Raw genomic sequence first — 23,869 nt, forward strand, 5'->3', positions numbered from 1 at the left:
AACGTGAACGCCTATCACAGCCGGATGCGCACCTGGCTGCTGCCTTTCCGCGGCATCGCCAGCCGTTACCTGGACCACTACTTCGGCTGGCGCTGGGCGCTGGATGGCCAGCGCATTGCCAGTCCAGACGCCTTTTTGAGAGCGGCGCTGGGCAGATTCAACACTTAGCGCGAACAGCGCCTTTTTTTTCGTCCGTTCACCCCGTTCACCCCCTCGTTTCCTGCCCGCCCTGAGTGGGAATGAAGAATCGCGGTCGACTTCCGGTCGCTCCGGTTTTCTGGGGATTTTTTAAGCAACCGATTTAACAATTAGTCGATATCGTATGCATGGCGCATAAATTCGAATATTCATAAAAATGCATGATGCATAAATATTGATGAGTTTTGTAGTGATTTTAAGAGAGGATGATTTCATCATTGGCATTCTGCGTAAGACAGTCGATGCAGCTTCCTGATAGACGATGTGACGGCTAGAACGATGCAGATGCGCGTAATTTAATGATGAGATATCGCTACTAAGAAAGAAGTTCAAGAAGAGTCGCTATGTGTGGTTGAATTATCGTAGTTTCGATCTTATCGAAGACATGCGCCGCCAGCGGCCTCGGCATGCCTGATGGGGGCCGGCCTCATCCGGAAATCCGGCAGCTGCGCAGTAAAAAAATCAGGGCGAAAAAAAACGCGGCGCCGGTTGCCCGGGGCCGCGTCGAACCAGGATGATGCGAGGGTCTTAAATCACTTGGCTTCGCCGAGCAGGGCCGGCTTCAGCGAGCGGTCGACCGGCTTGTCGCCCAGCCAGATGCGCAGGATGGCGTTGTAGAAGTTGATGTCGGGGATGGGGTCGCCCAGCTTCTTGCCGTTCAGCTCAGCCTGGGTACCGGTGCCCGGAATCCAGTCCAGATGCAGCACATCGCCCTTCTTGAGAGCATCGACCGAGGCGAACAGCTCGCCCATCTTGCCGATCTGGGCCACGATCTTCTGCTTCTCGGCCTTGTCGACGTTTTCGTTCAGGCCATCCATGAAGGCCTTGCCGAAGTCTTCGGACGAGATGTCGCGCGCCATCTGCAGGGTCACGCGGCGCGGGCCTTCCAGTTTCATGATGTCGGCGGTGGCGGTCTTCTTTTCCGGCAGGTAGAGGCCGGCGGCATAGACCTTGATGATCAGCTTGGTGCGCATGCCGGCGCCGTTCAGTTTCAGGTCCTTGCCGGCGACCTTGGCGGTGTCCTCAAACTTGTAGCCGCTGACGTCGACCGACGCCTGGGCCGGCAGGCTGATGGCGGCGGCCAGCAGGGCGCCGGCCATCATGCCTTTGACGACCAGCCGGCGCGCAAAGGAGGTATTGGAAATGGAAGTCATGTGTGTCTCCTCAGAATGAACGGTAATGCATTAGTAATGGCTTAGCCCAGCGTCAGCCGGGGTTCGGACGACAGGTGGGACGGCGCCTGCGCAGTATCCTGGTCGAGCTTGAAGACGCTGACCGCACGCGCCAGCCGCGCCGCCTGTTCCTGCATCGTCGACGCGCTTGCTGCCGCCTCCTCGACCAGCGCCGCGTTCTGTTGCGTAGTCTGGTCCATCTCGACGATGGTCTGGCTGACCTGGGCGATGCCGGCGCTCTGCTCGACGCTGGCGGCCGTGATTTCTCCCATGATGTCGGTCACGCGGCGCACGCTCTCGACCACCTCGGCCATCGTCACGCCGGCCTGCTCGACCAGGCTGCTGCCTTCATGCACTTTATCCACAGAATCGCTGATCAGCAACTTGATCTCCTTCGCCGCCGCCGCCGAGCGCTGGGCCAGGTTGCGTACTTCGGACGCCACCACGGCAAAGCCGCGTCCCTGTTCTCCGGCGCGCGCCGCCTCCACCGCGGCGTTCAGGGCCAGGATATTGGTCTGGAAGGCAATGCCGTCGATCACGCCGATGATGTCGACGATCTTTTTCGAGGAACCGGTAATGGAAGCCATGGTGGCGATCACGTGCGACACGACGGAGCCGCCGCGCGCCGCCACTTCGGAAGCCTGGGCCGCCAGCGTATTCGCCTGGCGCGCGTTGTCCGCGTTCTGCTGCACGGTATCGGTCAGTTCGCGCATCGAGCTCGAGGTCTGGGCCAGGGAACTGGCCTGGGCTTCGGTGCGGCTCGAGAGGTCGAGGTTGCCGCTGGCGATTTCACCGGTCACGCCGGCCATCGATTCGGTGCTGGTGCGCACCTCGCCGACGATGCGGATCAGGCTGTCGTTCATGTGGCGCAGCGCTTCCATCATCTGGCCGGCCTCGTCGCGGCTGTCGACGGCGATGTCGCTGGTGAGATCGCCGTCGGCGACGCGGCGGGCGATCTCCACCACCTGAGCCAGCGGCCCGGTGATGCTGCGCGTCGACAGCACCGCCACGCCGAGCGACAGCAGGCAGGCCGCGCCGGCGAGAAGCAGGATCAGCATCTGGGTGCGGCGGGTGACGGCGGCGGCATCCTGGCCGGCCTTGTTCATGGCCGCGTTCTGGTAGGCGACGAACTTGTCGAGCTGCTCGAAATAACGGGTTTGCTGGGGACGCAGCGAGAACATGAATTTCACCATGGCCTCGTCCTTCTTGTCTTCGTTGACCAGGCCGATGAATTTTGTCTGGGCCGGCAGGAATTTGTCCTGGATGGCGGCGATCGCCTTCAGGATGCCCTCGCCTTCGGCATCGCCGACGTGCCTGGCCAGTTGCGCCACCGCCGCGGTCGCCTTGGCGCTGCGCGCTTCGGTATTGGCCAGTTCCTTCTTGATCTGGTCGGGGTCGCTCATGATCAGGACGTTGAGCATGCTGCGCGTGGCTTCGCTCACGTCTTCCTTGACCAGGTTGGCGGCCACCGTATTCGCGTAGCGCACCCGCACCAGCGTTTCCATCTCCTTGTTCAGGCTTTCCATCCGCAGCCAGGAGATCGCCGCCAACAGCACCAGCAAGGCAATCACGAAGCCGAAGCCCACGGCCAGGCGCTGGCCGATCCGCATATTCCTAATCATATGTCTCCCCGTTCCCATCAAAATAGAATGGACGTGCTATTTTTTTGATAACAAATATAGCACCAATCAATTTGCCCAAATTAAATATTCGGAACTATTTCGATGCTGCGGGTGCACAAGCGACAGTCATGCCGACGTCGCCGGAGAGGAAAAGCGGAAGTTTGCTGTGCAACACGGACGCCGGCGGATGGCGGCGCAGTGTTGCGCGAATGTCATAGTCGACGGGGGAAGGACCGGCAGGCGCCGGCCCGAACTTGAAGCACGCTCTCAGGCTGCGGCCTTGGCGGCGGTCAGCTTTTCGTACTTGGCCTGGAGTTCTTCGCGGGTTTCGCGCCACTCCGGATTGAAGGGGATGCAGGCGACCGGGCACAGTGCCACGCACTGCGGTTCGTCAAAGTGGCCGACGCATTCGGTGCACTTGTGCGGGTCGATCTGGTAATACTCCGCGCCCATCGAGATGGCGTCGTTCGGGCACTCGGGCTCGCACACGTCGCAATTGATGCAGTCGTCGGTAATCAGCAAAGCCATTTTTACAACCTCTTGCGTGAAGCTCAGGCCTTCGGTGCGGCGCCGGTGATGGCCGCGATCTTCTTCTGCAGCCAGCGGTCGACCGAAGGGAACACGAATTTGGAGACGTCGCCGCCCAGCATCGCGATCTCGCGCACGATGGTGCCGGAGATGAACTGGTACTGGTCGGACGGGGTCAGGAACAGGGTTTCGACGTCGGGCAACAGGTAGCGGTTCATGCCGGCCATCTGGAACTCGTACTCGAAGTCGGACACGGCGCGCAGGCCGCGCACGATCACGCGCGCATCATGCTTGCGCACGAAATCCTTGAGCAGGCCACTGAAGCTTTCGACCTTCACGTTCGGATAGTGGCCGAGCACTTCGTTGGCGATTTCCAGGCGTTCGTCGAGCGAAAAGAACGGTTTCTTGTTCTTGCTGTCGGCGACACCGACGACCAGGGTGTCGAACAGACCCGATGCGCGACGCACCAAATCCTCGTGGCCGCGGGTCAGCGGATCGAACGTACCTGGATAAACGGCTACAACCATTGCGGCTCCCCTGGAGAAATGCACCTGAATAAGCGCGCATTATGCCTGAAAATTCGGCAGCCGCCCCAGGATGGGGCTGAAATTGCCGTGTTTTAGTGCAACTTCAGCAGGTGAAAGTAGACCATGCCGGCCTTGTCGCCACGCACCAGCTGCCAGCCCGACAGCCACTCCGGCGTACTGTCCTGTTCCGTTTCCGCGAACGGCAGGGCCGCACCCGCCTCCGCATACACCAGGCCGCCCTCCTTCAGCAGGCCGGCGCACAGCGGCAGGGCCTGGCTCAGGAAATCCTGTTGATAAGGCGGGTCCAGGAAGATCAGGTCGAAACGCTGGCCGCGCTGGGCCAGGTCGCGTGCGACGGCCAGCGCATCGGCACGCAGGATCCTGACGTTGTCGGCTTTCAGCTTTTCCTTGATGGTTTCGAGCTGGCGCACCACCGGCCCGAGGGTATCGATCATGGTGACGGAATGCACGCCGCGGCTGGCCGCCTCGAAGCCGAGGGCGCCGCTGCCGGCGAACAGGTCCAGGCAGTCGAGCTGGTCCCAGTCGCCGCCAGTCTGGTGGCGGATCCAGTTGAACACGGTCTCGCGCACGCGGTCGGGTGTGGGACGCAGGCCGAAGGCGTCGAGCACGGGCAGCGGCGTGCGTTTCCAGGCGCCGCCGATGATGCGCACCTGTTGCGGCGGGCCCGGGCGGCGGGGATACGAAGGTTTGTGTGAGGACTTCTTTTGCATGGCCGGACTATAGCATGCAGGTTGGCACGGGGTGCCCACCCTACGGCCGAGTCAGGTAGGGCGGGCATCCATGTCCACGATCGCGATTATTTCCCCTGCGCCAGGGCGTTGAAATCGTTGATCCAGCCCTGCATCCGCTTCTGCGCGTGCTGTTTCTGCTCCGGCGTGGTCAACTTGATCGCGGTCAGGATGAACTTCGAAGTGCTGTCCACATAGGCATCGTAGAAGGCTTTGCGCTCCGGCGCCTCCGTGCGGTCGAACATGTCGCGCAGCAGGTCGTGCACGGCCGACATGGTCTGTTCCTTGTTCAGCTTCTGGTCGTGCACGCGGCGCAGCAGGGCCACGATCTTCTTCTGGCGCAGCATGCGTTCCTGCAGGAAGACGTCGTTGTCCAGCGGACGCGCATCCGAGGCCCGGCGCAGCGCCGCTTCCTGGTCGCGGTTGAAGCTGCCGAGCCACAGCTCGAACTGGCTCATCGCCTTCTTGAAGCGGGCCTTGTGCTGATCCTCGACGCTGCCGCTCATGAACTCCTTGCGGAACTTGTCGTTATTCTTGGCAAACTTCTGCTCCATCTGGGCGATCTGGCCGGGCTTGATCGACATCGCCAGGTCGGCCAGCTGGGGCAGCGCCTTGAAGGCCAGCAGTTCGGTGCGCGCCTTGATGTCGCGGTAATCGGACAGCAGCTCGTCCTGGGTGACGTTGCCGTCGCCGAGCTGGCGCTGCATCTTGCCCAGCAGGCCGGCGTAGTCGCGCAACTGGGTCGCGCGGTGCCACTGGAACAGGTTGTCGATATCCTTCTTGACCCAGTCGGACTGGTCGCTGTCGAGGTCGACGTAAGCGTTCAACCACCAGTACAGCAAGGTATCGCCGTGGTTGTAGGTAAAGCGGATCGTGCTGCAACCTGCGGCAAGAACCATCAGCGCGACCAGAAACAGCAGGCGTGCGCGCTGGAACAGCGATTGGTGCGTGTTAAACTTTTTCATGTTATTCAACTACATTTTCTATTGAGAACGGCCTATGAACGTAGTCATCCTCGCCGCCGGCATGGGAAAGCGCATGCAATCCGCCCTGCCCAAAGTCTTGCATCCACTGGCTGGGAAGCCGCTGTTACAGCATGTCATCGACACGGCGCGCAGCTTAAAGCCGAGTAAATTATGCGTGATTTATGGCCACGGCGGCGCAGCTGTGCCGAGTGCGGTTCACGAATGGGGCCTTGACGCCGGCATCGTCATCGACACCGCCCTGCAGCAGCCCCAGCTCGGCACCGGCCACGCAGTGATGCAGGCCCTGCCTCTAGTCGACGAGAACGCGCCGACCCTGGTGCTGTACGGCGACGTGCCGCTGACCACCAGCGCCAGCCTGCAGCGCCTGGTCGAGGCCGCCGGCGACGACAAGCTGGCGATCCTGACCGTGGTGCAGGACAACCCCTTCGGCCTGGGCCGCATTATCCGCGAAGACGGCAAGATCGTGCGCATCGTCGAAGAGAAGGATGCCAACGAGGAAGAGCGCGCGATCAAGGAAATCAACAGCGGCATCATGGTGATCCCGACCAGGCACCTGAACGGCTGGCTGGGCGCGCTCAAGAACAATAACGCCCAGGGCGAATATTACCTCACCGACGTCGTGGCCCAGGCGGTGGCGAACGGCGTGCCGGTGGTGTCGGCGCATCCATCCGCCGAGTGGGAAGTCGCCGGTGTGAACAGCAAGGTGCAGCTGGCCGAACTCGAGCGCCGCCACCAGCTGAACATCGCGAATGCGCTGCTGGAAAAGGGCGTGCACCTGCTGGATCCGGCCCGCATCGACGTGCGCGGCGAACTGATCTGCGGGCGTGACGTCTCGATCGACGTCGGCTGCGTGTTCGAAGGCCGTGTCGAACTGGCGGACGGCGTGACCATCGGCGCCAACTGCGTGCTGGTGAATACCAGGGTCGGCGCCGGCGTCCAGATCAAACCCTTCTGCCACCTGGAAGACGCGAGCGTCGGCGACAAATCGCAGATCGGCCCCTACGCGCGCCTGCGCCCGGGTACCGAACTGGCCGAAGATGTCCATATCGGCAACTTCGTCGAAGTGAAGAACAGCAAGGTCGCCGCCCACAGCAAGGCAAACCACCTGGCCTATGTAGGCGATGCCGACGTCGGTTCGCGTGTAAACATCGGCGCCGGCACCATCACCTGCAACTACGATGGCGCGAATAAATTCCGCACCGTGATCGAAGATGAAGCCTTCATCGGCAGCGATAGCCAGCTGGTGGCCCCGGTGCGCGTCGGCAAGGGCGCGACCCTGGGCGCCGGCACCACGCTGACCAAGGATGCGCCGGCCGGCAAGCTGACGATCTCGCGTCCGAAGCAGATGACGATCGAGAACTGGACGCGTCCGGTCAAGACGAAGTAATCCACCGGCTGCGCACAGTATAGCCACAGCTTGGCAACAGCTTGGGCACAGCCTGGTCCACCGGCTTTGCACAGGGTTTTCGCCCAGTCATCCACAAAGTCATCCACAGGCCCGTACGGTGATCCGACGGGCCTGTTGTCTTTATTGGTGTTTGTTTTATCAAGCTTTTCTTCTCTGGCGCTGGAAGCGGCTGCGGCATGATCGGGGTGTTGATTGCCGGGGTTATCCACAACGCATGAAACGGGTGCTCGTCCCCGTCGAGCGGCCGTTTTTGCGGCCGATGACACCCTCTGCTCACAAATTCGGCAATGTCACAATCTGTCCACAACCAACTGTGGATGAGCTGTGCATTACTTCGCCGATGGCAAAGTTTACAGGTAAACAGCTTATCCACATTATCCACAATCCCCTGTGGATGACTTGTGCGTGACCGTATTTTTACACCACGATACGGGTCTCGAACTTGCTGCGGAAGGTCGAGAAATAGGCTTTTACGTTACGCACGTTCTTATGCGTGGTGAACAGGCGGTGCGCCAGCGCGTGGTAGGCCGGCATGTCGGCAACCTGCACCACCAGCACGAAGTCGGGGCCGGGCGCGACCCGGTAGCACTGCAGCACCGCGGCGTCCTCTGCGACGACGCGTTCGAACTCCTCCATGCGGTCGGCGGCCTGCACGTCCAGCGTGATCTCGACGATGGCAGTCAGGCGCGCGCCCACCTTGTCCGGCGAGACGATCGCAACTTGCCGTTCGATAACACCGTTTTCGGTCAGCTGTTTGACGCGCCGCAGGCAAGTTGGCTGCGATACGTGTACCAATTCCGCCAATTCGGCGTTCGTATGAGATGCATCAATTTGTAGCGTATTTAAGATGCGACGATCAAGTTCGTCCAAGACATGGGGCTCTGTCGACATTTTTATAAAGATTTCTTTGAAATTTGAAAGAATATTTCACGTTAGATGGATCGTGAAATAATCTATCAAAAATGGTTGGATTCTGAAAGCTTATTTCATAACGTCTGCTCTACATTATTGACATCTGTTAATTTCTATTGGAGTCCAACCATGTGCGGTATCGTCGGAGCTGTAGCTCAACGCAACATTACCCCTATCCTGATCGAAGGTCTGAAGCGCCTTGAATACCGTGGCTACGATTCCTGCGGCGTTGCCCTGCACGTCGACGGCCGTCTGCAGCGTTCGCGCAGCACTTCGCGCGTGGCCGACCTCGAATCCCAGATCAAGGAAACCGAGCTGCAGGGCTTCACCGGCATCGCCCACACCCGCTGGGCCACCCACGGCGCCCCGGCCACCAAGAACGCCCACCCGCACTTCTCGCCGACCGAAGAGAACGCCCGTATCGCCCTGGTCCACAACGGCATCATCGAGAACCACGACGAGCTGCGCCGCGAACTGACGGATCTCGGCTACAAATTCACCAGCCAGACCGACACCGAAGTCATCGCCCACCTGGTCGACCACATGTACAACGGCGACCTGTTCGAGACCGTCCAGCAGGCCGTGAAACGCCTGCACGGCGCCTACGCCATCGCCGTATTCTGCCGCGAAGAGCCGCACCGCGTGGTGGCCGCGCGCCAGGGCTCTCCGCTGATCGTCGGCCTGGGCAAGGGCGAGAACTTTGTCGCCTCGGACGCGATGGCGCTGGCCGGCACCACCGACCAGATCATCTACCTGGAAGAAGGCGACGTGGTTGACCTGCAACTGGCCCGCTACTGGATCGTCGACGTCGACGGCCGCCCGGCCGAGCGCGAAGTGAAAACCGTGCACGCCCACACCGGCGCCGCCGAACTCGGTCCCTACCGCCACTACATGCAGAAGGAAATCTTCGAGCAGCCGCGCGTGGTCGGCGACACCCTCGAAGGCGTCACCGGCATCATGCCGGAACTGTTCGGCGACCAAGCCTTCCGCGTGTTCAAGGAAATCGACCGTGTGCTGATCCTGGCCTGCGGCACCAGCTACTACGCGGGCCTCACCGCCAAGTACTGGATCGAATCGGTGGCCAAGATCCCGGTGAGCGTCGAGATCGCCAGCGAATACCGCTACCGCGACAGCGTCCCGCACCCGCAGACCCTGGTGGTGACGATCTCGCAGTCGGGCGAAACCGCCGACACCCTGGCCGCGCTGAAGCACGCCCGCAGCCTGGGCATGGTCCACACGCTCACCATCTGCAACGTCGCCACCAGCGCCATGGTGCGCGAGTGCAAGCTGGCCTACATCACCCGCGCCGGCGTCGAAGTCGGCGTGGCCTCGACCAAGGCTTTCACCACCCAGCTGGCCGCGCTGTTCCTGCTGACCCTGACTCTGGCGCAAGTGAACGGCCGCCTGAGCGACGAGGAAGAGGCCACTTACCTGAAGCAGATGCGCCACCTGCCGGTCGCGCTGAGCTCGGTGCTGGCGCTGGAGCCGCAAATCATCGCCTGGGCCGAGGAATTCGCGCGCAAGGAAAACGCCCTCTTCCTGGGGCGCGGCATCCACTACCCGATCGCCCTCGAAGGCGCGCTGAAGCTGAAGGAAATCTCGTACATCCACGCCGAAGCCTACCCGGCAGGCGAGCTGAAGCACGGCCCGCTGGCGCTGGTGACCGAAGAGATGCCGGTGGTGACGATCGCCCCGAACGACGCCCTGCTGGAAAAGCTGAAGTCGAACATGCAGGAAGTCCGCGCCCGCGGCGGCCAGTTGTACTGCTTCGCCGACGTCGACACCCACATCACCTCGAGCGAAGGCCTGCACGTGATCCGTCTGCCGGAGCACTACGGCCTGCTGTCGCCGATCCTGCACGTGGCGGCGCTGCAGCTGCTGGCGTATCACACGGCGCTGGCGCGTGGTACCGATGTGGATAAGCCGCGTAATCTGGCGAAGTCGGTGACGGTGGAGTAAGAAGACAGCTTGTCCTGAACAGCAGCAGGCCGCGAACCCCACAGGTCGCGGCCTGTTTTTTTAATGTCCGAGTCCAGCCGGCGCGCGTCCAGCGAGTCGGCGCCATAACTTGAGATAGGCGGCAAACTCCCGCTTTTTCACGGCTACTCCGGCAACACCGAAGAATGATGGCTTGTAATGAGCCACTGCTCCCCATCCCATCGGTAAGTAAAGGTATAACGGGCCGGCACCACCTGCCCGGTCCTGTCGAAGGTGAAGGTGTACAGGCCGGCATCGACGGCGACGTTGCAGCCGAGGTAGATGCGGCGCAGGTCGATCTTGCCGGACGGTTCATTGAGCAGGAAAGTCTCGAAATACTCTTCTCTTTCCGCCGGCGTCAGCTTGGGCTGGTTGGACACGGTCGCCAGCAGGATGGCGTCGTCCGCATAGTTGGCGACGACCTTGTGCGGATCACCTGATTCCAGCGAGTCGTTCCAGCGGTCGAACAGGGCCGCGATCTTCTTTTCGGAGGTCGGCTTGCACTTTTCGGTGCGCGGTACGTGCGTATAGGTCTTCCCTGGCTGCGCCGGTTGCGAGGCGCAGCCGGCCAGCGCGAGGGCGGCAGCAAGAGCGAACAGCTTCATGGCGAATCTCCTTTCACGGGTTGTGCAGCCAGGGATCACTCATCAATTACCGGCCGATCATAGGGCTGTGCCTAACGGGTACCGGCTCGCTTGAATTTGTGTCGCCTAAACGCTGCAAACGCACTTGCAGCAGGCTGGGGACGCGAAAGAATCGCCGTTCAGAATGTTTCAATCGTGTTAATACATGACGGCGAGTTGTCTTAGAATCTGTCGCTAATTTCACGTAAAAAAATTACATCGAGCCACCACTGGTGCCGGCAATCGCCGGCAGACTGTTGCGCCGCCGCATGTTAAGCTGACACACTTATAGAGGGTGAATCGATGAACGAACTGGTCAAGACGGGCATTACCGGGCTGGACGAGGTACTGCACGGAGGCATTCCCCGCAATAACAACCTGATCGTCGAAGGTCCGCCCGGCTCGGGCAAGACCACGCTCGGGCTGGGCTTCATCTACCACGGCGCGCTCGACTACGACGAGCCGGGCGCCATCGTGTCCTTCGAACTCGATCCCGCCAAGCTGATGCGCGATGCCGCCGGCTTCAACTGGGACCTGCAGGGCATGATCGACCAGGGCAAGATCAAGATCATCCAGACCAGTCCGGCCGTGCTGCTGAGCGAGTTCCGCAGTGACGACGGCGCCTTCGCCGCCTCGCTCGTCGAGATGGGAGCCAAGCGCCTGCTGATCGACGGCCTGACGCCGCTGCGCCTGTACGCGGAAGTGAACGACATGCCCTTCCGCGAAGACGTGCACCTGCTGATCGAAGGCCTGACGCGTCTGGGCGTGACCACCATGGTCACGGCGGAAAAGGACGAATCGCTGACCGGCGTGCTGGCGCACGAGCGCTTCGTTTTCGACACCATCATTTCGCTCACGTTCGGCGAGGCAAGGCGCCGGGCGCACCGCCGCCTGAAGGTCACGAAGTCGCGCGGCCAGGATTTCATCGGCGGCAGCCACACCATGCGCATCGAACCGGAGATCGGTGTGCATGTGTACCGCCGTGCCCAGTCGCGCCCGGTCGCCTCGCCCGACCAGCCGACCTCGGAACGGCGCCTGTCGACCGGTTCGCCGGCCATCGACAAGATGATGGCTGGTGGTATCTACGAAGGATCGGTGACGCTGGTGAGCGGTATTTCCGGCACCGGCAAGACCGTGTTCAGCGTCCAGTTTTTGACCGACGCCATCAAGAATGGCCACAAGGCGCTGCTGGTCAGCCTTGACGAACATCCGCGCCAATTGATCCGCAACGCCAAGTCGCTCGGATTCGATCTGCAGGGCCTGATCGACGATGGCAAGCTCTTCATCCATTATGAGTCGCCGCTGGAACTCGAACTGGACGTGCACTTCGACCGTATCGTCAAGCTGGTCGAGCAGGAGAACATCGACTGTATCGCGCTCGATTCGGTGGCTGTGTATGAAATGACCAGTGCCGACGAGGTTGCCGATTACCTGTACGCGTTGGCGAGCTTCTTCAAGAACCGCCTGGCAACGACCCTGTTCAACTACGAAAGCCCGGAACTGCTGGGCGTGTCGCAGATCAGCGAGGAACTCAAGGGCTCGCACCTGGTCGACAACATCATCCTGCTCAACTACGTGGAAATCTCGACCGTGCTGCGGCGCGCGCTGGCCGTGCCGAAGGTGCGCGGCAGCCGCAATGTGCAAGTCACGCGCGAATACGAAATCGGCGTCGGCGGCCTGGTTCTGCTGGATGAAAACGGCAGCGATACCCAGGCCGTGCCGCAACTGCCGTTCTCGTCCTACTACGGATTGCTGTCGCGCTCGCCATCGCGCCAGAGCCCGGCCATCGAAGAAGCCGTGGCCAGCGGCAACCCTCTGCCCGACTCGGCGCGCATGCCGAACGAAAATCCCAGGTGATCAAGGCCGAACTGCCAGACAACACACCGGTCGACTGGAGCGACTGGCATACGCCGCTACGGCAGTTCACGGAAGCGACGGGCCTCGTCACGTCGGCCTATGACGCGGCAGGCGTGCGCCACATCGGTCCCCTGACGGGTTCGCGCATGTCGGCCTTGCTGGCGGAACGCTCGACCCTGTGGGCCGAGGACGGTCCCGGTACGGCTTTCGAGCGCGCGCTGGTGCAGCAGGCATGCGCGCAGGCGGATTCCGCATCCGGGCAATTCGGCGAAGGCTTCCGCGTGTGCGCCCAGCCGCTGCTGCTGCGCGGCCAGGTCTACGGCGTGCTGGTGTTTGGCTGGCGCTTCGCCGACTTCAGTTCACCGCTGGCCTGCGAGCGTATCGCCAAGCAGATCGGACTGGCTGGCCACCTGCTGTGGAACGAGGCGCGGCTCGATGCGCCCGTGTCCGACAAACGCATGAGCACCTATGCGGGTCTCCTGAAAACACTGTCGAGCACGCTCGACCGCCAGCGCGAAACCATCGATGACCTGACACGCGTAAACCGGACACGCGAACTGTTCCTGGCGGCGGTCTCGCACGAGATGCGCACGCCGCTCTCGGCGCTGTCGATGCGCATCGAAATACTGTTGCGCACGACTCCCGACCTGCCGCCCAAAGCGGTCAGCGGGCTCGAATCGATGCGCGTGCACGTGCGCCAGGAAGCCGGGATGGTCGAGGACCTGATCGACGCCGCGCGCACGCTGACCGGGCAGATGTCGATCACACGCACGCGTGTCGTGCTGGGACAGGTCTTGCGCGACGCCATCTCGACGGTGGAGCCCCATGCGCACGCCAAGCAGATCCAGATACGGGTGACGCCGGCCGATTACGGCGACCCTATCCGCTTCGATGCGGACGGGCGGCGCCTCCAGCAGGTCATCTGGAACCTGCTGTTCAATGCAGTCAAATTCACGCCGGTGGGCGGCGTCATCCGCATCACCATCCGGCGGCTCGATGGCATGGTCGAGATCGACATCACGGATTCCGGCCAGGGCATCGAAGCGGAAGACCTGCCGCACGTGTTCGGTGCCTTCAGGCTGCAGCAGCACGACAATGCCACCGGTCTCGGGCTCGGCCTGTATATCGCCCGCCGTATCGTCGAGCTGCACGAGGGCACGCTCAGCGTCAGCAGCGCCGGCCGCGGCCAGGGCGCCACCTTCTCCATTCGGCTGCCTGTCGTGGCAGAACTGCCTTCCAGACCTTAGATTAGGGTCACTTTTCTCCACGCTTTAGCCGCTGAGTTCGATCAAGAAGCCGTGGCAGCTTTGTCACGATAGTAGCTGATGCCGGAATCGCCAAAAAAGGGAAAGCCCATCTTCGGTAAGTCCGAATCGAAGTAGGAATATTCCGCTTCGTGCTCCGGTACACGCCTCAGACACGCAACGCGCATCGCGCATCGCAATTCATTTCAGGCAAAAGGAGAAACACCATGGAACATTCGTTCATCGAGGCTGACGCAAAGCTCGAAGCAAGTCCCGCGCAGACCAGGACCCTGGACACCATGATGGAGGACATGCGGAACATGCCGGCGCCCGCTCAGAATCTTTCGGCGCAGCAGCGCATGAAGCCCTTCCTGCCGACCATGCCCGCCGCCGACTATGCGGAGATGAAGGCCAGGCTGCAGGAAGCGGGGGCGACGGCCGACAAGCCCGCCGATGTGCACACCGCGCTGCATGCCGAAGCGCAGCCGCGCGTCCCGATCGTGCTGGTCGGACCGAATTTCCAGGGCGCCTCGAATGTCGACGGGCTCACGCCGCCCGACACCCATGGCGCGATCGGACGCGAGCATTTCGTCGAGGTCACCAATTCGCACATCGACATCTATGCGCGGGATAACCCGACCCAGCGCACCAGCATTTCGCTGGCGTCCTTCTTCGGCTACACCGCCCAGATCCTGTTCGATCCGCGCGCGGTGTACGACACCACCTGGAACCGCTGGATCGTGACCGCCGTCGCCTTCCAGGAGTCGGCCACGCGCCAGCTGTATTTCATCGCCGTCTCGACCTCGTCGAATGCGGCGGGTCCGTATTTCATCTATGGACTGAACGTCACCTTCGCCGCGGGCGACTTCTGGGATTATCCACAGCTCGGCATGGACCAGGATTCGATCATCCTGACGGCGAATATCTTCGCCGCCTCCGGCGGCTTCCGCGGTGCCGACATGTTCGCCGTCGCCAAGGCGCGCCTCTACAACGGCCTGGGCTTCGCGGTGCCCGTGTTCACCGGCCTGCGCGGCACGCTGGCGCCGCCGAACGTCCTCGACCAGAACGCGCGCACCTACCTCGTCGCGGCGGCGGGCGGCAGCGCACTGAGCCTGTACACCCTGACCAACTCGAGCCGGCCGAACGGCATCCAGCTGAGCGGGCCGGTGAACGTCGCCGTGGCCGCGTATTCGGCGCCGCCGGACGCGCCGCAGCCCGGCACCGGCGCGCTGCTCGATACCCTCGACGGCCGCTTCGTCAATGCCAGCACGCAGATGGGCAACTCCCTCTGGCAGGTGCACACGATCAACCTGGTCGGCTATGCCGCCCCCAGGTTTTACGAGATCAATACCGCCACCAACTCGATCATCCAGAGCGCCTTCTTCTTCGGCACCTCGACCTCCTACGATTTCAATGCCTCGATCGCGGCGAACGCCGGCGACGATATCTTCGTGACATGGACGATGACGGACCCGAGGAACGGCACCAATGCCCAGGTGCGCTTCTCCGGCTACGACCATAACGACGGCCTGCCGTATATCCTTGGACCGGGCACGGCGGCATTCACGAGCCCGACCTGGTACGGCGGCGGCCGCTGGGGCGATTACTCGGCGGTGACGCTCGACACCCGCAACGCCAGGCGCGCCTGGCTGGTCAACGAGTATGTGCAGAGGAACCAGGACTGGACCAGCCGCATCGTCGGCTTCGGCTTCGCTACTTAGCACCTGTGCTCAGCGGATACCGCTGTCGACAACGATGCGGACAGCGGTGTAGCGCTTCTTTTCCACGGTCACGGTCTGCGGGGGCGCCCGCGGGCCGGCCACGTCCGGCTCGGCATGCAGGACATAGGTGCCGGGCGGGAGGTCGGCCCGGAAGCGCCCGTCGGGACCGCTCCGGCATTCGGTCACCGTGCGGCCGCTCTCATCCATGATGCGGATGCCGGCCGCGTAGGGGCGATGGGTGGGTATCCCCGGCCCTTCGACCGGACTGACGGGGCGGAGGATGACTTCGCCCGCGATGCCGCTGGAGGCGTTCATGAGCTTGCCTATTGTCCCTTGACGATCTTCCAGATGCCGCTCGCGGTCAGCACATACAGCTCGCCCTGCCCGTCCCGGCCGAACGATTGCACCTGGCCGGGCTTGGCGATGTTCCAGTCGCGCTGTTCGGAGACGGCCAGGCCGGAGGCAAGGAAGCTGCGCACGAAACCGGCGCAGTAATCGGAATAGAAATAGCGCCCGGCCAGCTCCGGGATCGCCGTCCCGCGGTACACGAAGCCGCCCGTGATCGCGCACGGACTGCCGGGATCGGCATGGCTGTACTCGAGCACCGGCAGCGCCAGGCCGCTGCGATTGCAGCTGGGCGCCTGGTAGCAGGTGCTGCCTTCCATGACTTTCCATCCATAGTTCAGCCCGCCTTGCGACGCCGGCGCCAGGTCGACTTCCTCGCGCAGGTTCTGGCCGACGTCGGCGATGTAGAGCTTGTCGGCATCGAAAGCGAAACGCCAGGGGTTGCGCAGGCCGTTCGCCCAGATCTCGGGCCGTACGTCCGCCTGGCCAAGATAGGGATTGGTGGATGGGATCCGGTAGGGCAGTGCAGAGCTGGCGCCGCTCACGTCCAGGCGCAGCATCTTGCCCAGCAGCGAGCCCAGGTTCTGCGCATTGCCGTTCGGATCGCCTTCGGAACCGCCGTCGCCGGTGCCGAGGTAGAGATAGCCGTCGGGACCGAAGGCGACCAGGCCGCCGAAGTGATTGATATAGGTCGGGTGCGGGATCTGGATGATGGCGAGCGCCGACGCGGCATCCGCGCGGTTGGGATCGCCGGACACCGTGTAGCGCTCGACCACGATGTCGTGATTCGCATTCGTGCGGTAGACGTAGAAGCGGCCGTTGGTCGCATAGCCGGGATCGAAGGCCATCGACAGCAGTCCGCCCTCGCCGGCGACGTCGGTGACGCTGCGCAGGTCGAGGAAGGGCTGGGCCAGCAGGCTGCCGCCCTGCATGACCAGGATGCGGCCGGCGCGTTCGACGATGAACTGGCGCGCGTCGCCCGGCGGTGTGGTGAGGAAGGTGGGACTGGACAGGTTACTGGCGAAGGGGGCCAGCGCCAGGGTGAGGGCGGCGGACGGCGGTGCGGGAGGCAGCACCGGTGTGCCGCCGCCGGAGGTACCGCCACCGCCGCCGCAGGCGGTCAGCATTAGGGACAAGGGTATAAGGATGCGCCAGGAAAGCATGGGAGCCTCCGGATCGGTCGCCAGACTCGCGTTGCCGCAGGATGAAGCAAACCTGCCACTGGCGGCGCGCGCTTGACGCCGAAAAGCGCGAAAGGGTGGTGTCCGCCTGAAAAGCGGTGCATAATATGGCGCTTGTCTTCTGTCTTATATAAGACTTGGCCATGCGGCAAAATGATCCGCCTGGCGAAAAGCTCCTCGCATCGGAGTAGATCGGTTAGGATCATCGCCTGACATCATCGCCTGATGGCGTGCGCGATCCGCGAGCCCAGACAGTTGATATCTTTTTAGTATTAGTTTCCCTTACCTTCGCGAACACCGAGGAAAAAGCGTATGAGCAGCGATTCGACCATCATCTACACCCTTACCGACGAGGCGCCCCTGCTGGCCACCCACGCCTTCCTGCCCGTCATCAGCACCTTCACCAAGCCCGCCGGCATCACCATCCAGGAAAGCGACATCTCGGTCGCTGCCCGTATCCTGGCCCAGTTCCCCGAGCGCCTGACGCCGGAACAGCGCGTGCCCGATGCCCTGAGCGAGCTGGGCAAGTTGACCCTGACGCCGGAAGTCAACATCATCAAGCTGCCGAACATCAGCGCCTCGGTAGGCCAGCTGACCGCCGCGATCAAGGAGCTGCAGGGCAAGGGCTACAACCTGCCCGACTACCCGGCCGATCCGAAGACCGACGAAGAAAAAGAGATCAAGGCCAGGTACGGCAAGTGCATCGGCTCGTCCGTGAACCCGGTCCTGCGCGAAGGTAATTCCGACCGCCGCGCACCGAAGGCGGTCAAGGAATACGCCCGCAAGAACCCGCACTCGATGGGCGAATGGTCGCCGGCCTCGCGCACCCACGTGTCGCACATGACCCACGGCGACTTCTACCACGGCGAGAAGTCGATGACCCTCGACCGCGCCCGCGACGTCAAGATGGAACTGCTGACCAAGAGCGGCCAGACCATCGTGCTGAAGCCGAAGGTCTCCCTGCAGGACGGCGAGGTCATCGATTCGATGTTCATGAGCCGCAAGGCCCTGCTGGACTTCTACGAACAGCAGATCGAAGACGCGCGCAAGACCGGCGTGATGTTCTCGCTGCACGTGAAGGCGACCATGATGAAGGTCTCGCACCCGATCGTGTTCGGCCACGCCGTGCGCATCTTCTACAAGGACGCTTTCGCAAAGCACGGCGCCCTGTTCGACAGCCTGGGCGTGAACGTCAACAACGGCATGGCCGACCTGTACAACAAGATCGCCACCCTGCCGGATTCGCAGCGCGAAGAGATCATCCGCGACCTGCACGCCTGCCAGGAGCACCGTCCGGAACTGGCCATGGTCGACTCGGCCAAGGGCATCACCAACTTCCACTCGCCGAACGACGTGATCGTCGATGCGTCGATGCCGGCCATGATCCGTGCCGGCGGCAAGATGTACGGCGCCGACGGCCGCCTGAAGGAAGTCAAGGCCGTGCTGCCGGAATCGACCTTCGCCCGCATCTACCAGGAGATCATCAACTTCTGCAAATGGCATGGCGCCTTCGATCCGAAGACCATGGGCACCGTTCCGAACGTGGGCCTGATGGCGCAGCAGGCCGAGGAATACGGCTCGCACGACAAGACTTTCGAGATCCAGGAAGACGGCGTCGCCAACATCACCGACCTCGCCACCGGCGAAGTCCTGATGTCGCAGAACGTCGAGAAGGGCGACATCTGGCGCATGTGTCAGGTGAAGGACGCACCGATCCGCGACTGGGTCAAGCTGGCCGTCACCCGCGCCCGCAACTCCGGCATGCCGGCCGTGTTCTGGCTGGACCCGTACCGCCCGCACGAGAATGAACTGATCAAGAAGGTCAAGACCTACCTGAAGGATCACGACACCACGGGCCTGGACATCCAGATCATGTCGCAGGTGCGCGCGATGCGCTACACCCTGGAGCGCGTGGCCCGCGGCCTGGACACCATCTCGGTGACCGGCAACATCCTGCGCGACTACCTGACCGACCTGTTCCCGATCCTGGAACTGGGCACCAGCGCCAAGATGCTGTCGATCGTTCCGCTGATGGCGGGCGGCGGCATGTACGAAACCGGCGCCGGCGGCTCGGCACCGAAGCACGTGCAGCAGCTGACCGAAGAAAACCACCTGCGCTGGGATTCGCTGGGCGAGTTCCTGGCACTGGCGGTGAGCCTGGAAGACATGGGCATCAAGACCGGCAACGCGAAAGCCAAACTGCTGGCCAAGACCCTGGACGCCGCCACCGGCAAGCTGCTGGACAACCGCAAGTCGCCGTCGCCGAAGACCGGTGAACTCGACAACCGCGGCAGCCAGTTCTACCTGTCGCTGTACTGGGCCCAGGAACTGGCGCAGCAAGCCGAGGATGCCGAGCTGGCCGCCTTCTTCGCGCCGCTGGCCAAGACCCTGGCCGAGAACGAGCAGAAGATCGTGGCCGAGCTGCTGGAAATCCAGGGCAAGCCGGTCGACATCGGCGGCTACTACCAGCCGGACAACGCCAAGGTGAAAGCCGTGATGCGTCCGAGCGCGACCTTCAACCAGGCACTGGCTTCGGCTGCCTGATAGAAGCAGGTTCTCCACGGAGGACCGGGCCCTTGAATACCTTAGGGCCGCGCTCTTGAATCCGTCGTCCCCGCGCAGGCGGGGATCCAAGTTTTGTTCGCGCTATGAAAGCGCTTGCAAACTTGGGTCCCCGCTTCCGCGGGGACGACGCTTTTTTGGGGATGAACACATGATGATCGGTGCAGGACTCGGGCAGGTGCTGGCGCTGGCGGACGGCGCGCCGCATGCCGAGGCCATCGCCGGCGTGGGCCTGGCCGGCGAGCGCCATGCCGATCCGCTGTCGCCGCGCCAGGTGCTGCTGGCCGGCGCCCCGGCCTATGCCGATTTCAAACTGCCCACGCAGGCGCTGGGCGAGAACCTGCTGGTCGACTTCGACACTTCGCAGCTGGTCTCCGGCAGTGTGCTGCGCATCGGCGACGAGATCCTGCTGCGGCTGATGTTCCAGTGCGAAGCCTGCGGCCACCTCGATGCCTTCCAGGCCGGCGTGGCGGCGCGGATCGGCCCGCGCCGCGGCGTGCTGGCGCGCGTGCTGGCCGGCGGCGTCATCCGGCCCGGCGACCGCATCCGCGACCTGGGCCGCATGCTGCCGGCCTGGGATGAGGACTGGCGCCTGCGGGTGGCCCGGGTGCTGCGCGCCGTGCCGGACGGGATGGTGCTGAGCCATGCCAGGCTGGCGCGCCTGGCCGGGGTGCAGTCGAGCTACTGCCGCGCCTTCCCGCGCCTGGCCGCAAATCTGGGCCTTGCCGGCAAGGCGGTGTCGGGCCAGGCCGCGGCAGGCCTGCGCTGCTGGGATGGGGAAGGCCTGTTCGACGACGAGGGCGGCTACAGCGAATTCAGTTCGTAACGCACGTCGCGGCGGTCCGCGTGCTGGGGACCGTCGACCAGATAGGCATCCCAGCCCAGGCGGCCGATATGGGTGCCATCCCGCAGGGTGACCTCGCGCACGTCGGCCGCGCGCAGCACCAGTTCCACTTCGTATTCGAGGGTCACGCCGGTGAACAGGGTCAGCAGGGAGTGCAGGGCTTTCGCCGCCAGGCCACCGGGCAGGAAAGCGCCGAAGCTGGCGCGGTCCAGCGGTCCGATCACGAGGCGCAGGCGCAGGTCGCGCTGCCACACGCGCACGCCCGCCATCGCACCGGCGCCCAGCACGGCGGTGGCCTGGCCGAGGATGGTCTGCTGCGCGGGCGGCACCTCGTACCATTGGCCGACGAACTGTTCGGCCGCCACCGGCTGGCCGAAGTATTCGCTCAGCACGCGCGCGAGCTGGCTGCTGGAGGCCGGCCGGTGCCGGATCGCGGCGGCGAAGTAGCCGACCGATTCGTCGAGCACCGCGCCGTTGTGTCCTTGCGCCAGGCGCTGGCGCAGCGCGGCATTGCCGAAGCCGGCCAGCCCGAGCAGCAGGGGCAGGAAGCTGTCCCTGCCCTCGAGCTGGTATTTGAAGGGCAGCCGGTATTTGCGCCAGGCTTCGTAGAACAGGGCCAGCGAGCGGTTCGAGAAGGTGTCGAGGAAGGCGCGCGGGCCTTCGTCCTTGTGGCGCTGCTCGTGCTCGGCGATGCGTTCGTTGTAGTGGGCCGGCAGCACGCCGTTGCAGCCCAACAGGCCCATGAAGGCGGGCGTGAGGTGGACGTGGCGCAGGCTTTCGTCGTCGTGGGTCTCGAGGTGGATGGCTTCGAGCTGGCTGGCCGGGAAGCCGTGCGAGGTCGAGTTCCGGAAGCGCAGCACCTGCGCCACCGGGTCAAGCCGGGACTGGCGCTGGCGCCTGAGCCAGAGCTCGAGCAGGCGCACCGCCTGGAAGTATTCGAAGCGCCAGGGTTCCTTGAACAGGCGCTCGATTACAGCAGGCTCGAATCGCCGCTTCTTGGCGAACATGCGAGTAGCTCCTCTCCGGTCTTGTGCGAGACGATGGTCAGCCTGGTAAAGCTGTTGGCGTGGACGTAGAGGGCCAGGAAGCGCTCGATCAGGTGGGCGAAGGCGTGGATGCCGCTGCCGACGAAGGCTTCCTCGTCGATGGTCAGGCGCACCTCGACCCCGCGCACCAGGCAGGTGAACGGATTCCCCGGCAGCCAGGCGCTGGCGGCCTTTTGTTCGATGCCATTGATGCCGGCGATCTGGCGCTGCGAAGAGGCCGAGCGCGGCAGGTCGTACAGGGCCAGCATCTCGCGGAAGGCGTCGATGCCGTCCGAGGTCAGCGACAGGTGGTTCAGCGACAGGTGGGAGATCAGGCGCCAGTGGGTGCCGCGTCCGTGCTCGAAGCGCCAGGAATTGGTGGGCTTGCGCAGGAAAACGATCGACTTCACGCTGGATCCGCCTTCGAGGAACAGGTCGCCGCCGCGCTGGCCGTAGGCGAGCTGGGAAGGCAGGTCGCGGTTGGTGCAGATGAGTTCGAGGTTCAGCGTGTCGGTCTCCACCGCGGCGGGATCGAAGTCGATGTCGACGATCGTGATCTGGGTCTCGAAGCCCGGGCTTCTGTCGCGCAGGGTCTCGTCGCGCCGCAGGGCCCAGTAATGGCCGCCGATCGAAGGCGCCTGCGCATGCTTGAGCGAATAGAAGGGCTGGTATTCGATGATGGATTCGCCCTGCGGCGTCTGGCGCACCAGCGAGACCGACTCGATCGTCTGCACCTCGTAGGCGAAGGCGCGGCGCCCATCGGCCAGCACAGGATAGCTGGCGCTGGCATGGGTCAGGCGGATCGGCTCTCCCTTCTGGCGGAACAGGTTGACCACCGGGGTGCAGCCGAGCAGCACGTTGTTCGTCGACAGCGTCTCCAGCATGCGCGCGGTGTTCGAATCGGCGCGCAGGCCGGACAGCGCCAGGTGCAGGGTGAGCGTCCTGCTCCCCGCCGGCAGCGCGCCCGCCAGCGCGGCAAGGTCGATGTCGAAGAAGTTGAATTTTTCGGGGAAGCAGAAGTACTCGGTCAGCAGCCGGTAGGCGGGATGGGAACGCGCCGGAAAGTCGATCAGGGCATCGTCGTCGTCGAAGCCGGCGGCATGGATCGGGATCGCGTCCAGCGGCACCCAGCGTCCGCTGCGGTCGGCTTCGGCCCAGGCGCCGACGGTGCGCATGAACAGCGCATCGCGCAGGGCCGCGCAGAACGAAGGCTCGCCGTCGATGAACACGCGCAGCCGCGCCAGCTGCAACTGGCCGGGCGCCTGCTCGCCGGTTGCGGCGATGCTGAGCTTGAGGCCGGCGCCGGCGCCGCCCGGCAGCCTTACCGCTTCCGGGCAGCGGATGATGGCGGAAAACGATGCCTCGGCGAGTTCCAGCGGCGCCACGCAGACCGGGTAGACGGTGCGGAAGGTGCAGGCGGCGCCGCGCACCGGCCGGGTATTCAGCTGGGTGCCGCGCGGGATGACGCTGGCGCCGGTCTGCTGCGCGGCGGCGGCGGCGACGTCCATGCGTGCGATCGAGCACGAGGGGAAGGGCCGCAGGTAGTGCGGATACAGCACCTCGAACAGCGCCTCGGTGAACTCGGGATAATCGTCGTCGAGGCGCTTGGCGATGCGCGCGTTGAGCAGCGCGAAGGACTCGATCATGCGCTCGATGTGCGGGTCCTCGCATACCTCGCCGCTGATCAGGAGGCGGCCGGCGATCTTCGGATAGCGTTCCGCGAAGTCGCGCAGGTTGCGGCGCAGGTAACCGAGCTCGCGCTCGTAATACGGCAGTAGCAGTTCCACCTCAGGCTCCCACCGGCGCGGACGCGGACGGCGCCGCCACCGCCGTCCGTCCTGCCTTGCTGATGCTGTACTGGAGCGTGGAGCGCTGCAGCACGGCGTCGAAGTTGACCGGCTCCTGCGAGCTGCTGGCCACCAGCAGCGCCGTGATCGAGAAATTCAGGCGGTTCACCGCGCCCTCCCTGATCTCGAGCGAGGCTTTCACGTTGCGCAGGCGCGGTTCGTGGCGCCCGATGACCTGTTCCAGGCAGGTGCAGATATGGGCGCGGTCGGTGGGGCTGGACAGCGAGCGGTCGGCGAAGTCGCTCAGGCCGTAGTTCAGGATCGAATTGCTGCATTCGGGGTAGTCCTCGAGCAGCGCTTCCGGGATCACGGCACGGGTGTTCAGCAGGGCCTCGAGGTCGCGCGCGACCGCATCCTTCAAGTCCTCGGCCGAGATCCGCGACACCGTGGCGCTGCCGGCGCCACGCGTCGGCACACCGAGCAGGCGGTCGAATAAACCAGGCGTGAAACCCTTCATCGGCATCCCCTCGCGTGATCCAGCCGAGAGTCTTACATAGACGCCGCCGAAAAAATAGTTCAGTTGGGAAGGCGCTACCAAAAC

General features: G+C 63.6%; 20 protein-coding genes. 7 read left to right on the forward strand and 13 right to left on the reverse strand.

What is annotated here, in order from left to right; genetic code table 11:
* Positions 1-731: 731 nt before the first annotated feature.
* The 6 genes from AB4Z32_RS06595 to AB4Z32_RS06620 form a co-directional block, all read right to left on the reverse strand.
* Positions 732-1,352: a chalcone isomerase family protein gene (locus AB4Z32_RS06595; RefSeq protein ID WP_441935126.1), complete on the reverse strand. Its 621-nt coding sequence runs from the start codon at positions 1,350-1,352 to the stop codon at positions 732-734.
* A gap of 41 nt (positions 1,353-1,393) precedes the next feature.
* Positions 1,394-2,992, reverse strand: a complete 1,599-nt coding sequence (locus AB4Z32_RS06600) for a methyl-accepting chemotaxis protein (protein WP_441935127.1) — start codon at positions 2,990-2,992, stop codon at positions 1,394-1,396.
* A 267-nt stretch (positions 2,993-3,259) separates the two neighbouring features.
* The gene (locus tag AB4Z32_RS06605) at positions 3,260-3,520 is read right to left on the reverse strand and encodes a YfhL family 4Fe-4S dicluster ferredoxin (RefSeq protein ID WP_441935128.1); all 261 of its coding nucleotides are present in this window, start codon (positions 3,518-3,520) and stop codon (positions 3,260-3,262) included.
* 23 nt (positions 3,521-3,543) lie between these two features.
* Positions 3,544-4,047: a pantetheine-phosphate adenylyltransferase gene (gene coaD / locus AB4Z32_RS06610; RefSeq protein WP_441935129.1), complete on the reverse strand. Its 504-nt coding sequence runs from the start codon at positions 4,045-4,047 to the stop codon at positions 3,544-3,546.
* 92 nt (positions 4,048-4,139) lie between these two features.
* Positions 4,140-4,778 carry a 16S rRNA (guanine(966)-N(2))-methyltransferase RsmD gene (rsmD, locus tag AB4Z32_RS06615; RefSeq protein ID WP_441935130.1) on the reverse strand — a complete coding sequence of 213 codons (639 nt, stop codon included), beginning with the start codon at positions 4,776-4,778 and terminating at the stop codon, positions 4,140-4,142.
* An 86-nt stretch (positions 4,779-4,864) separates the two neighbouring features.
* Entirely contained in the window at positions 4,865-5,761 is an 897-nt protein-coding gene (locus AB4Z32_RS06620; protein ID WP_441935131.1) for a DUF6279 family lipoprotein, read from the reverse strand.
* Positions 5,762-5,795: 34 nt separating this feature from the next.
* Here AB4Z32_RS06620 and glmU point away from each other — a divergent pair, with 34 nt between their 5' ends.
* The gene (gene glmU, locus AB4Z32_RS06625; protein WP_441935132.1) at positions 5,796-7,169 is read left to right on the forward strand and encodes a bifunctional UDP-N-acetylglucosamine diphosphorylase/glucosamine-1-phosphate N-acetyltransferase GlmU; all 1,374 of its coding nucleotides are present in this window, start codon (positions 5,796-5,798) and stop codon (positions 7,167-7,169) included.
* A gap of 438 nt (positions 7,170-7,607) precedes the next feature.
* Here the strand turns inward: glmU and AB4Z32_RS06630 are convergent, their stop codons facing one another.
* Positions 7,608-8,081, reverse strand: coding sequence for an Lrp/AsnC family transcriptional regulator (locus AB4Z32_RS06630; RefSeq protein ID WP_441935133.1), 474 nt, complete (start codon positions 8,079-8,081; stop codon positions 7,608-7,610).
* A 150-nt stretch (positions 8,082-8,231) separates the two neighbouring features.
* Here AB4Z32_RS06630 and glmS point away from each other — a divergent pair, with 150 nt between their 5' ends.
* A complete protein-coding gene (gene glmS / locus AB4Z32_RS06635) occupies positions 8,232-10,061 on the forward strand; it encodes a glutamine--fructose-6-phosphate transaminase (isomerizing) (protein WP_441935134.1) in 1,830 nt (609 codons plus the stop codon).
* Positions 10,062-10,204: 143 nt separating this feature from the next.
* Here glmS and AB4Z32_RS06640 read toward each other — a convergent pair whose 3' ends face one another.
* Entirely contained in the window at positions 10,205-10,684 is a 480-nt protein-coding gene (locus AB4Z32_RS06640; protein WP_441935135.1) for an SgcJ/EcaC family oxidoreductase, read from the reverse strand.
* Between the two features lie 321 nt (positions 10,685-11,005).
* Here AB4Z32_RS06640 and AB4Z32_RS06645 point away from each other — a divergent pair, with 321 nt between their 5' ends.
* The 3 genes from AB4Z32_RS06645 (at position 11,006) to AB4Z32_RS06655 (ending at position 15,524) form a co-directional block, all read left to right on the forward strand.
* Positions 11,006-12,559, forward strand: coding sequence for an ATPase domain-containing protein (locus AB4Z32_RS06645; protein ID WP_441935136.1), 1,554 nt, complete (start codon positions 11,006-11,008; stop codon positions 12,557-12,559).
* Positions 12,556-13,806 (forward strand): sensor histidine kinase, encoded by a 1,251-nt coding sequence (locus tag AB4Z32_RS06650; protein WP_441935137.1) that lies wholly within the window; start codon positions 12,556-12,558, stop codon positions 13,804-13,806. Before AB4Z32_RS06645 ends, AB4Z32_RS06650 begins: the two co-directional genes overlap by 4 nt.
* A 224-nt stretch (positions 13,807-14,030) precedes the next feature.
* Entirely contained in the window at positions 14,031-15,524 is a 1,494-nt protein-coding gene (locus AB4Z32_RS06655; RefSeq protein WP_441935138.1) for a hypothetical protein, read from the forward strand.
* A 9-nt stretch (positions 15,525-15,533) separates the two neighbouring features.
* Here AB4Z32_RS06655 and AB4Z32_RS06660 read toward each other — a convergent pair whose 3' ends face one another.
* Both AB4Z32_RS06660 and AB4Z32_RS06665 read right to left on the reverse strand, forming a co-directional pair.
* Positions 15,534-15,839 (reverse strand): hypothetical protein, encoded by a 306-nt coding sequence (locus AB4Z32_RS06660; protein ID WP_441935139.1) that lies wholly within the window; start codon positions 15,837-15,839, stop codon positions 15,534-15,536.
* 8 nt (positions 15,840-15,847) lie between these two features.
* Positions 15,848-17,032 carry a PQQ-dependent sugar dehydrogenase gene (locus AB4Z32_RS06665; RefSeq protein ID WP_441935140.1) on the reverse strand — a complete coding sequence of 395 codons (1,185 nt, stop codon included), beginning with the start codon at positions 17,030-17,032 and terminating at the stop codon, positions 15,848-15,850.
* A gap of 330 nt (positions 17,033-17,362) precedes the next feature.
* Here AB4Z32_RS06665 and AB4Z32_RS06670 point away from each other — a divergent pair, with 330 nt between their 5' ends.
* Positions 17,363-19,594 carry an NADP-dependent isocitrate dehydrogenase gene (locus AB4Z32_RS06670; RefSeq protein ID WP_441935141.1) on the forward strand — a complete coding sequence of 744 codons (2,232 nt, stop codon included), beginning with the start codon at positions 17,363-17,365 and terminating at the stop codon, positions 19,592-19,594.
* Between the two features lie 169 nt (positions 19,595-19,763).
* Positions 19,764-20,438, forward strand: a complete 675-nt coding sequence (locus AB4Z32_RS06675; protein WP_441935142.1) for an MOSC domain-containing protein — start codon at positions 19,764-19,766, stop codon at positions 20,436-20,438.
* Here AB4Z32_RS06675 and tssG read toward each other — a convergent pair.
* The 3 genes from tssG to tssE are packed head-to-tail and all read right to left on the reverse strand — an operon-like array spanning position 20,417 to position 23,785.
* Positions 20,417-21,463, reverse strand: coding sequence for a type VI secretion system baseplate subunit TssG (gene tssG / locus AB4Z32_RS06680; RefSeq protein ID WP_441935143.1), 1,047 nt, complete (start codon positions 21,461-21,463; stop codon positions 20,417-20,419). The genes AB4Z32_RS06675 and tssG overlap by 22 nt on opposite strands.
* On the reverse strand, positions 21,427-23,268 hold the full coding sequence (gene tssF / locus AB4Z32_RS06685; protein WP_441935144.1) for a type VI secretion system baseplate subunit TssF: 1,842 nt from the start codon (positions 23,266-23,268) through the stop codon (positions 21,427-21,429). Before tssF ends, tssG begins: the two co-directional genes overlap by 37 nt.
* Before the next feature lies 1 nt (position 23,269).
* Positions 23,270-23,785: a type VI secretion system baseplate subunit TssE gene (gene tssE, locus AB4Z32_RS06690; protein ID WP_441935145.1), complete on the reverse strand. Its 516-nt coding sequence runs from the start codon at positions 23,783-23,785 to the stop codon at positions 23,270-23,272.
* Between the last annotated feature and the right edge of the window lie 84 nt (positions 23,786-23,869).

The organism is Massilia sp. 2TAF26, from assembly GCF_052115005.1.
Classification (GTDB): Bacteria; Pseudomonadota; Gammaproteobacteria; order Burkholderiales; family Burkholderiaceae_D; genus Telluria.